Raw genomic sequence first — 9,865 nt, 5'->3', positions numbered from 1 at the left:
CAAGAAATTAAATTGGTCTTGCAAGGGCAAAAATAGAAAAGTTTTAAATAGTGAAATAGTATATAAAAATCTTCAAAAAAAATTTGGAGATAACACAGAATCTGTCTGCTCGGTGTTCTCTGTGTTAAATATTTTTTTCATTCGCACTATATCTGAAATCAAGCACATAAACCCCGTAGGATATTGGATTTTATCCAACGGGGTAAACCCTTATTCTGAATAATGTCTAATAACTATTAACTGTCTCACCCTGCCAGTTCCCTGAAAACATCTTCCAGATTCTGTTCTTCCTTTTGAAGAGTGAGCACAGCCAGTTGATGCTGAACCGCAAACTGAAAAATATCAGCGCGTATATCTTTACCTGATGAAGCGGTAATCTGCCATACATTTCCGGAAATATTTTTCGCGCTGTGTACTCCGGAAATAGTTAAAAGCGGGTTGTGTGATGCCGGCTTGTCAAATTCAACGGTGATAATTGTTTTATTTGAAGAAGATTTTTTCAACTCCTGTGTTGGCTTGTCTGCAACAATACTTCCTTTACTAATGATAATTACTCTATCGCACATGGCTTCCACTTCCTGCATGATGTGTGTAGAGAGCATTACTGTTTTTTCTTTGCCGATTTCTTTTATCACATTTCTGATTTCCACTAACTGAATCGGGTCAAGACCTGAAGTGGGCTCGTCAAGGATGAGAACTTTCGGATCGTGGATGAGTGCTTGTGCCAATCCAACCCGTTGTTTGTATCCCTTCGACAGTGCGCCAATTTTTTTTCTTTGTTCGATTTCAAGTCCGGTGATGGCGATGATTTCTTTTACCCGCTTGCTCGTGTTTTTCAACTGGTGAAGTTCGGCAACAAATGAAAGATATTCTTTCACGAACATGTCGTAATACAATGGATTGCTTTCAGCGAGATAGCCCACATTTTTCCTCACATCCAAACTCTGCTCGCTCACATCAAATCCGCAAACGCTTGCGGTGCCGGATGTCTGCGGAATAAACCCCGTAAGGATTTTCATCATCGTGGATTTTCCGGCACCGTTCGGTCCGAGAAAGCCAATTACTTCGCCTGACTTTACTTCAAATGAAACATCGTTCAGCGCTTTTTGCTTGCCGTAAATCTTTGTTATGTTCTGAACTTTGATGGACATATTTTTTCTCACTAACCCTCTCGCAAGGAGAGGGAACTTTTTTCAAAGGTAAAAATGATTGGCAACAAAGATATTTTCTTTTCCTCCCCTTGGGGGAGGTAAGGAGGGGCTTTTACTATTTTTGTCTTGTGAAAGGAACGATTATAAAATCTACAGGCAACTGGTATCTTGTTCTCGCTGAAGGAGGGGAGAAAATAAACTGCCGCATCAAAGGGCGTTTGCGTATTGACGGATATAAAAGTACAAACCCCATTGCGGTTGGAGATAGTGTTTCTATTTCTCTTGAAGGAGATGGAAACGGAATTATCAGTGATGTAGGAAAAAGAAAAAACTGCATTATCCGTAAATCGAAAAATCTCAGCAAGCAATCTCATATCCTCGCTACCAATGTTGATCAGGCAATGCTGGTAGTTACGCTTGCAGTTCCGAAAACTTCGTTTGGGTTCATTGACCGATTCTTAGCAACTGCCGAAGCGTATCAGATTCCGGCAATAATTATTTTCAATAAGGCAGATATTTTTGAAGATGACGAAGTGCTGTATGAAGATTTGAAAAATACGATGAGCCTTTATGAAAAAATCGGTTATCAATGTTTCAGCGTCTGTTCCACAAAAATGAAAACTGAAACAAAACAAAAAATGGTTGCACTGCTGAAAGACAAAACAACTTTACTTTCTGGACATTCAGGAGTCGGCAAATCAACTTTTGTAAACGCTATTGAGCCGTTGCTTGATTTGAAAACTCAGAATCTTTCCGAAACTCATACGAAAGGAATGCATACGACCACTTTCACGGAAATGCATCCGTTAAGCTTCGGTGGGTTCATCATAGATACGCCCGGCATCAAAGAGTTCAGTGTGATAAATATGGATAAGTACGAAGTGTATCATTTCTTCCCGGAAATTTTCAAAAAAGGAAGTGAATGCAAGTTCAACACCTGTCTTCATATAAGCGAACCAAAGTGTGCGGTGATCGAAGCAGTAGAGAAAGGAGAGATTGCACTTTCACGCTATCATTCTTATCTCAGCATCATGAGTGGAGAAGAAGTCATAAAAGAATACAATGACTAAATTCTTAAGAGAGAAAATTCACAAGTCACAAGTAAATCCCTTGTGAATTAATGAGAGCAGTTATCCAAAGAGTAAAGCACGCAAGTGTAATAATAGATGAAAAAATAAAATCATCTATCAAAGGTGGTTTGCTTGTTCTGTTGGGCATTGAAGACGCAGATGAGAATGAAGATATTGAATGGCTTTCCGCAAAAATTTCTAATCTGAGAATCTTTGGTGATGCAAATGGAGTGATGAATCTTTGTGTAAAAGAAGTGAGTGGTGAAGTTTTAATTGTTTCACAATTCACATTACATGCTTCTACGAAAAAAGGGAATCGCCCTTCTTATATCCGTTCAGCAAAACCTGAAATCGCCATTCCTATCTATGAAAAATTCATTCAGCAAATGGAAAAAGATTTAGGCAAGAATGTTCAGGCGGGTACTTTTGGTGCCGACATGAAAGTGGAACTGCTGAACGATGGACCGGTGACTATAATTATTGATTCCAAACAAAGAGAATAAAAGCCCATCCCCGTCCCTTCCCCAAGGGAAGGGAGAAAAATCTTATGGTGTATGAAGTCCTTCCCTTTGGGAAGGATTTAGGATGGGCTTCACTTCATCTGCTTCACAAACAGCATTATCGCAAACCAATATTCGTGGTAGCCGGGATTATCTTTCCACAGGCAGGAAGAACCATGTTTCCCTTTTGAAGTCGGCACAAATTGATTTTTGATTTTAGATTTCACATCGCTCATGAGCGTAGAGACATCATTTGCTTCTTCTTTAGCTGAAGTGACGAAAACAGGAAGGGTTAGATTTTTTATCGCATCCTTCAGTTTTAGTTTGGTTCCGAAATATTCCCCGGGGCTGAACGCCATTACCGCGCTCACTTTTTTATTTGTTGTGGCAATTTTCAAAACAAGTGATGCGGAATAGGAACTTCCCACCAGAAAAACCTTTTTTCCGCTTTTTGTATAGGCATAGTCAATTGCGGCAAGGATATCTTTTTCAGCATCAAGATAAGTAGTGGGTTTCTTTTTTTGAACCGCGAGTGCGGCAGTTTCATTCTTTACTCCATTCACTTCGTTGCCGGATCGCGCATCAACAGCAAGACAGTTATAACCGAGATGGCAAAATTTTCCTGCTGTTTCTGCGTATTCAGCTCTGCTGTAACCCGCCTGATGGCAAAGAACCATGTACGGCAGAGAATCATTTACGAAATATAAATCAGCTGTGACAAGTAAGGCATCGGAAGCGGGGAAAGTAATTGTTTTCACGGATTGAGGACTTAGTTGTGGTATCTCAACAAATGATGAGCAGAAAAATAAACTTACTATAAGCGATACTATTCTTAACATGCTTTCAAATTCTAAATCTAACTTACAAAAATGTTTTTAGTTCAGATAGTTTTTTACCGCAGAATAAACTTCATCTACAGAAATTGATGTCATGCACACATTATTATTGCAGGGTGAAAAGCGATGATTGAAAACATTCACACAGGGACTACACGTGAGTTCTTTCCAGATGACATGCGCATTAGGAGAAATAGGTCCAAATAATTTTGGTGTTTCAGGTCCGAATAAAATTATCGTGCGAATAGTTGTGAGCGAAGAAAAATGACCTGGTCCGCTGTCGTTAGTTACAAGAATAGCAGACAGAAAATAAAGGGTAAGCAATTCTCTTAGCGTAGTTTTTCCGGCAAAGGAAACCGCTTTTGAAGAACCAATCTGCTTGCAAATTTCTTCTGCTTCTTTTTGTTCGGAAGGAGCGCCAGAGATTGCAATGCATGTGTTTGGATTTTCAGCAATGATATTTTTTCCAAGTTCAATAAAGTTCTGCTTATCCCATTTTCTCAGAGGAAGCAAATCACTTGCGTTTGGATTGAGAACGATAATTTTTTTCGGTTCAGAACCAAATGCCTCTTTTATCTTTTCATTCATTTCTTTTTTTTCTCTTTCACTCGGAGAAAAAACAGAAAGAGCGGAAGTGAGATTGTTCTTCGGAATCTTCATCATCGGCACTTCAGCAGGATTTTGCAGAGTCGCTTCAACAAGTGAATGGTAAAAAATCGAAGTATGCAGATATGGATTATACTGTATGCGGTGCGTCATTAAATTTCCCCTGTAGGGGAGTTCGCTGGAAAAACGATGTAAGCCAACGCGGGTATTTGCTCCGGTCATAAAAGAAAAAATAGCCGAAGCGCGGGAGAAAAATTCCATATCAATCACTGTATCAATTTTTTCTCTGCGTATTTTCCTCAGCGCAGACACCGAATCAAAAATAAAACTGAAAAATGATTTGTCGCTGAGCGTGATAATATTTTTTTCCGGAATCACATCAAAAATATCCAGTATCGGGCGGTTATTTGAAAAAACGCAGAAGTAAACATTTTCTCTTCCAACTAATTCTGCTGCACGTTTAATCGCGCTGTATGCAAGAACCGTTGCGCCCTGTTCAATAAATTTCAGGAAAATAATTTTTTTTGGCTTCTCAACTTTATTTGATGCAGAACTGAAAAGTGAAAGCAAAAAACAAATCGGCTGACCGAACCAATAGTCTATCTTGCGAATTGTTTGAGGATGCATGTATTAACTCTTCAGCGGTTGCGCAAAGGTCTGCACATCTTTTGCGGAAATAGTTTTATCTCCGAGAATGATGAGGCGCTCCACTACGTTTCTTAGTTCGCGGATATTTCCTGTCCAGCTTACTTTCTGAAGTTCTTTCAGCGCGTCTTTGGAAAAAGTTTTTTGCGGAATGCCCTGCTCTTCGCAAATCATTTTTCCAAAATGTTCTATCAAAAGCGGAATGTCATCTTTTCGTTCATTCAGGGAAGGAACTTTGATTATAATTACGCTGAGACGGTGATATAAGTCTTCCCGAAAATTTCCTTTAGAAATTTCTTTTTGCAGTTCTTTGTTGGTAGCGGCAAGCACGCGAACATTCACTTTCACTTCTTTCTCGCTTCCTACACGTGTGATTTTATTTTCCTGTAATGCGCGCAACACTTTTGCCTGTGCCGATAAACTCATGTCGCCAATCTCATCCAGAAAAATTGTTCCGCCTTCTGCCAGTTCAAATTTCCCTTTTCGCTGAGCAACTGCCGATGTGAATGCTCCTTTTTCATGTCCGAAAAGTTCGCTTTCAATCAGTTCGCTCGGAATGGCAGCGCAGTTTACTTCAATGAAAGCGTTGTTCGCGCGGTTGCTTTTTTCGTGAACCCATCTTGCCACTAATTCTTTTCCTGTTCCATTCGCGCCCGTAATCAAAACACGCGCATCTGTTGGCGCAACTTTTTCAATCATTTCCTGAATCTCCTGAATGGCTTTCGATTCGCCAATCATTTCGTAGGTCTTGGAGATTTTTTTCTTAAGAACTTTTACATCCGAAACCAAACTTGTCTTATCCATCGCGTTGCGGATGGTAACGAGCAGGCGGTTGAGATCAAGCGGTTTGGCTATGAAATCAAACGCTCCTTTCTTCACGGCTTCCACAGCGGTTTCAATAGTGCCGTGCCCCGAAATCATTACAATGGGAGTATCTGGATTTGATTTTTGAATTCTGTCGAGTGCTTCCATGCCGTCCACTTTTGGCATTTTTATGTCGCATAAAACAATATCGTAATCTTCCTTCTCCGCCATGGAAGAACCTTCCGCGCCATCAGCGGCTTCATCCACTTTAAAATTTTCGTATTCTAAAATTTCACGCAAGGTTTTGCGGATGGATTTTTCATCGTCAATGATTAAAATTTTTGGCATCGGTGATTTTCAATTTGTGTCCACGAATTTACAAAGGATTCTGAATTGACGTTAAATCTCTACTTTTGGCAGAGTAACATGTAAGTATAAATATGAGAGGCAATTTTATAGCACTTTGCAGAATCGATAAATATTTGTCATGGATAATTTTCGGAATTATTCTGAAATTATTATTCGGAGTCTATCTTCATTACAATGTGTTTCTTTTTGATAACGGAAGAGAACCTTCTAATTATTTTTTTCTAATCTCTGGAGACCATTATGAATTTTTTAATCCAACCAATAACTTAGTAGAAAAAGGAAGTTATTCTCTCTTTGAAGGAAGCGGACCCTACGCTGGACGGCTTCCCGGATATATCTTCCCTTATATTCTTTTTCGGATATTATTCACTGAGAAAATAAGTTTATTGTTATTGGGATTGTTTCAGATTTTTTCCTCTGCTGTTACTGCCTATTTGCTTGCGCGGTTAGCCGGTGAATCAGCAAACAATAATATCAGATTCTTCTTATTTGTTTTTCTTGTTTCTTTGTTTCTTCCCTATTTCTGGCAGTGGGATTTTTATTATCATCCTGCTTCTCTATCAGTAATGCTCTATGTTTTGCTTCTCTACATAATCAAGAAAAAATTTATTCCGGATGGCAGATATGCGTATGTTTTGTTTGCAGGATTTTGCATGGCATGGATTTTTTTTCTGAGACCCTTCCTTGGAATATATTTTATCAGCGTTTTGATTTTAATTGTTATTGTTTCATTGGTGAAAAAAGCAAAAATGAAGAATATAGCATTCAGAATATTTTTATTCCTTTTACCATTAGTAATTATTGAATCGGCATGGGCAGTGAGAAATTATTTTGCCTTTAAGCAGTTCATTCCTCTGCAAACATCCCTTGTTCCGTTCGCACAATCCGGGTCGGATTATTCTTATGGAAGCACAAGTAAATATTCGGTAACAGTAATCCGGAAACTCGTTTCTGCCTGGGGTGGTGATTGCGCCTGGTATTTTCAGGGAAGTGAAATGGGATGGTTTTTTGAAAACGATAAAATAAAATCAAACAAATTTGAATTTAAGAATTATGTTTTTTGCAATGGATTTACAAAAGATTCAATTAGTCTTTTAAAAGAAAATCTGCAATTGTCATTTAATAATAATTTTTCAAGAGAACGGAAGGACTCGCTTGAAGAAGCAATTATCAGCAGGTCGGAAAGATTCAGAAGAACATACATAAGCGAAAATAAAATTCACTACTACTTTTTTTCTCCTTTATTGAGAATAAAAAACTTTTTAATAAAAAATGTAACTCAGGATTGGAGGGCTCCTTTGTTTGGCAAACCACCTTTGTTGTATATGGCTTTGAAAATTGCCAGCTTGTTTTTATATTATTTTTTTCTCATCAGCGGATTGCTGGTAATAATCACTCTTCCTTGGTTATGGAAAATTTATTCGGCATTCGAATGGATGATAATTGCAAATATTCTGCTTCTTGTCGGCACTTTTGGTTTTCTTATTGACTTATCACATTACCATTATTTTGCGACAGGTTATATTGGGCTTTTTGTTTTAACTGCGAACAATATTCAAAGATTCAGAAGAAGAATTCAACAACTCCCACAACACTCCTTCCTTCAGCGAATATTTGGAGAGGCGCATTTTCTTTAATCTGAGTCGGAGGATGATGAAGTCAACAAAAATAGCAGAGACCACCATCATGTCCACTCGCATTTTAGAAAGTCCTTTCATGTGTGACCGGTCTTTAGCAGTTGACTTCCGGATGACTTCATACATTTTTTCGCAATCATCAAAATTAAAATCATATTCTGTTTTTCCTTTCAGGATGCTGATGTCATAAAAGCGGTAAGCTATCATTTCTGCCAGTGAATCAAAAGAGCCCGATGAGCCAATTAGTTCAACTGCTGGATTTTTTTTCATCATGTCAAACAGCGGCTGAAGATTTTCTTCAAGATAATTTTCAATTTGTTTTATTTCTTCTTTTTTTATCGGATCGGAGGGTTTGAATTTTTCCAGCAGGCGAGCGGCACCAAGCAGAAAACTTTGTTTCCATAGAATTTCTTTTTTGTTCGCGATGATGAATTCGGTGCTGCCTCCTCCAATATCCAGTATTAAAGAGGACTTGTCGTTCATCTTCACAGCAGAACGCACACCATAATAAATCAGTTCGGCTTCTTTGTCGCCTGAGATAATTTGTATATCTATCCCTGTTTTTTCTTTTGCCGCACGGATGAAATCTTCCCTGTTGCTTGCCCCACGGATGGCGGAAGTTGCGAAGGCAATAATTTTTTCAGCGCCAAATTCTTCAATGGTTCTTTTGTGTTTCTTCAGGGCTTTGATCCCGCGTTTAAAAGGTTTTTTCTTTATAAAATTTTTATTGATTCCGCCTTCGCCAAGTTTGACGGAAATTTTGCTTTTGTAAAGTTTCCGGTAAGTTTTATCAGGGAAAAGTTCAGCAATAAAAATATTGAAAGTGTTGGTACCTAAATCTATAATCGCAATCTTCATTGAAAAGAAAAACAGTTAGCCTGAGTAACGAAGCCACTTCCACAATTCTTTGTAAGAAACTTTTTTGCCATACATTAATATTCCTGTACGGTAAATTTTTCCTGCGAGCCAGGTCATAAAAATAAAACCCACAACAAGCAAGGTCATTGACAAAGCGAGTTCCCACATCGGAACGCCAAAAGGTAAACGCACCATCATCACGATGGGCGATGTAAAGGGAATGACAGAAAACCAGAATGCAAGCGGACTTTCAGGATTTTGCATGATGAACTGTGCGGCAATGAAAGCGATGATGAGCGGAATAGTAGCGGGCATCATGAACTGCTGCTTGTCGGCTTCACTGTCAATCGCAGACCCAATAGCGGCAAACATGGCGCTGTAAAGCAAATAACCTCCGAGGAAATAAAACAAAAAGCAAAATAATATCTGTGCAAAGTTTATATGCTCAAATCCTCTTATCAAATCAGCTGCTTCGGAATAACTTATGTTGTTCTGATTAGGAAGTTGGTTCGGCATGCTGGGAATTACATTTTGTTGAACGGCAGAATTTTTCAGTTGAGAAAAATCTTTCAGGAAAGTTACTTGCCCGACTCCAAAGAGAATCATGGTGAGTACGACCCACAAAATAAATTGCGTCAATCCAACCATTGCAACACCAATGATTTTTCCCATCATGAGTTGAAACGGACGTACGGAAGAAATAATTACCTCTACAATTCGGTTAGTTTTTTCTTCAATCACACCTTGCATGACTTGAATTCCGTACAGAAAAATAAAAATATAAATCAGGAAGCCCGCACCGAAACCAATCACCATGCTCACGCCCGTATTCGTTCTTTCAGAAGTCCCAGACTCGGATTGTTTTTCTGTAAGAACATTAATCGGAATGCGGGCTGCATCTACTTTTTTCATATCAATGCCCTGTCCTTCCAATTGATTTTCATAAAGTATGTCTTCTATTTCTGAACGAATGCGCTCCTGCACCATAATGCCAGGATTGGTTTTGAAATAAAGGATGGATTTTTTTGAGATAAGAATATTTTCAGGTACCCAGAGTATGGCGGTGTAATTAGTTTTGTAAAAATCTCTTTGTGCAACTTCAAGAGTAACGGGAGGGTAATCATATTTTACATTCTTGCTGTCTTTCAGAAATCCATCCACCAGTTTTGAATCATCAATCACTTCAATAAAGTGTTTTGCCTCATCCTGCATGGAAAACCAGATGGGAATAATTCCGATGGCGGCAAAAAGAAACGGTCCAAGAATCGTCATGATGATAAACGATTTCTTTTTCACCCTTGAAAAGTATTCGCGTTTTATGATGATGGAAATCTTTGACATTATTTTTTATTTTATAAAATACGAATTTATACTTATTTACGAATCAAT

At 38.5% G+C, this 9,865-nt stretch carries 9 protein-coding genes; 3 read left to right on the top strand and 6 right to left on the bottom strand.

Features of this window, described 5'->3' with window-relative positions; all coding sequences use genetic code 11:
• Nucleotides 1–245: 245 nt before the first annotated feature.
• Nucleotides 246–1,151: a gliding motility-associated ABC transporter ATP-binding subunit GldA gene (gene gldA, locus HY841_01605; protein MBI4929428.1), complete on the bottom strand. Its 906-nt coding sequence runs from the start codon at nt 1,149–1,151 to the stop codon at nt 246–248.
• A gap of 128 nt (nt 1,152–1,279) precedes the next feature.
• Here gldA and rsgA point away from each other — a divergent pair, with 128 nt between their 5' ends.
• Both rsgA and HY841_01595 read left to right on the top strand, forming a co-directional pair.
• Nucleotides 1,280–2,221 carry a ribosome small subunit-dependent GTPase A gene (rsgA, locus tag HY841_01600; GenBank protein ID MBI4929427.1) on the top strand — a complete coding sequence of 314 codons (942 nt, stop codon included), beginning with the start codon at nt 1,280–1,282 and terminating at the stop codon, nt 2,219–2,221.
• Between the two features lie 50 nt (nt 2,222–2,271).
• Nucleotides 2,272–2,724, top strand: coding sequence for a D-tyrosyl-tRNA(Tyr) deacylase (locus tag HY841_01595; GenBank protein ID MBI4929426.1), 453 nt, complete (start codon nt 2,272–2,274; stop codon nt 2,722–2,724).
• A gap of 89 nt (nt 2,725–2,813) precedes the next feature.
• Here the strand turns inward: HY841_01595 and HY841_01590 are convergent, their stop codons facing one another.
• Genes HY841_01590 through HY841_01580 form a run of 3 tightly spaced genes read right to left on the bottom strand, consistent with a single transcriptional unit; the run spans nt 2,814 to nt 5,960 of the window.
• Nucleotides 2,814–3,560 carry a dienelactone hydrolase family protein gene (locus HY841_01590; GenBank protein MBI4929425.1) on the bottom strand — a complete coding sequence of 249 codons (747 nt, stop codon included), beginning with the start codon at nt 3,558–3,560 and terminating at the stop codon, nt 2,814–2,816.
• A gap of 36 nt (nt 3,561–3,596) precedes the next feature.
• Nucleotides 3,597–4,790 carry a glycosyltransferase family 9 protein gene (locus HY841_01585; GenBank protein MBI4929424.1) on the bottom strand — a complete coding sequence of 398 codons (1,194 nt, stop codon included), beginning with the start codon at nt 4,788–4,790 and terminating at the stop codon, nt 3,597–3,599.
• Nucleotides 4,791–4,793: 3 nt separating this feature from the next.
• On the bottom strand, nt 4,794–5,960 hold the full coding sequence (locus tag HY841_01580; protein ID MBI4929423.1) for a sigma-54-dependent Fis family transcriptional regulator: 1,167 nt from the start codon (nt 5,958–5,960) through the stop codon (nt 4,794–4,796).
• A 92-nt stretch (nt 5,961–6,052) separates the two neighbouring features.
• Here HY841_01580 and HY841_01575 point away from each other — a divergent pair, with 92 nt between their 5' ends.
• Nucleotides 6,053–7,618: a hypothetical protein gene (locus HY841_01575; GenBank protein MBI4929422.1), complete on the top strand. Its 1,566-nt coding sequence runs from the start codon at nt 6,053–6,055 to the stop codon at nt 7,616–7,618.
• Here HY841_01575 and HY841_01570 read toward each other — a convergent pair.
• Both HY841_01570 and HY841_01565 read right to left on the bottom strand, forming a co-directional pair.
• Entirely contained in the window at nt 7,520–8,476 is a 957-nt protein-coding gene (locus HY841_01570) for a Ppx/GppA family phosphatase (protein ID MBI4929421.1), read from the bottom strand. The genes HY841_01575 and HY841_01570 overlap by 99 nt on opposite strands.
• 15 nt (nt 8,477–8,491) lie before the next feature.
• On the bottom strand, nt 8,492–9,817 hold the full coding sequence (locus HY841_01565) for an ABC transporter permease (protein MBI4929420.1): 1,326 nt from the start codon (nt 9,815–9,817) through the stop codon (nt 8,492–8,494).
• Nucleotides 9,818–9,865: the final 48 nt, after the last annotated feature.

Source organism: Bacteroidota bacterium, assembly GCA_016213405.1.
Taxonomy (GTDB): domain Bacteria; phylum Bacteroidota; class Bacteroidia; order Palsa-948; family Palsa-948; genus Palsa-948.
The sequence above is the reverse complement of the archived record's forward strand: the minus strand, read 5'-3'. Positions and strand labels throughout refer to the sequence as shown.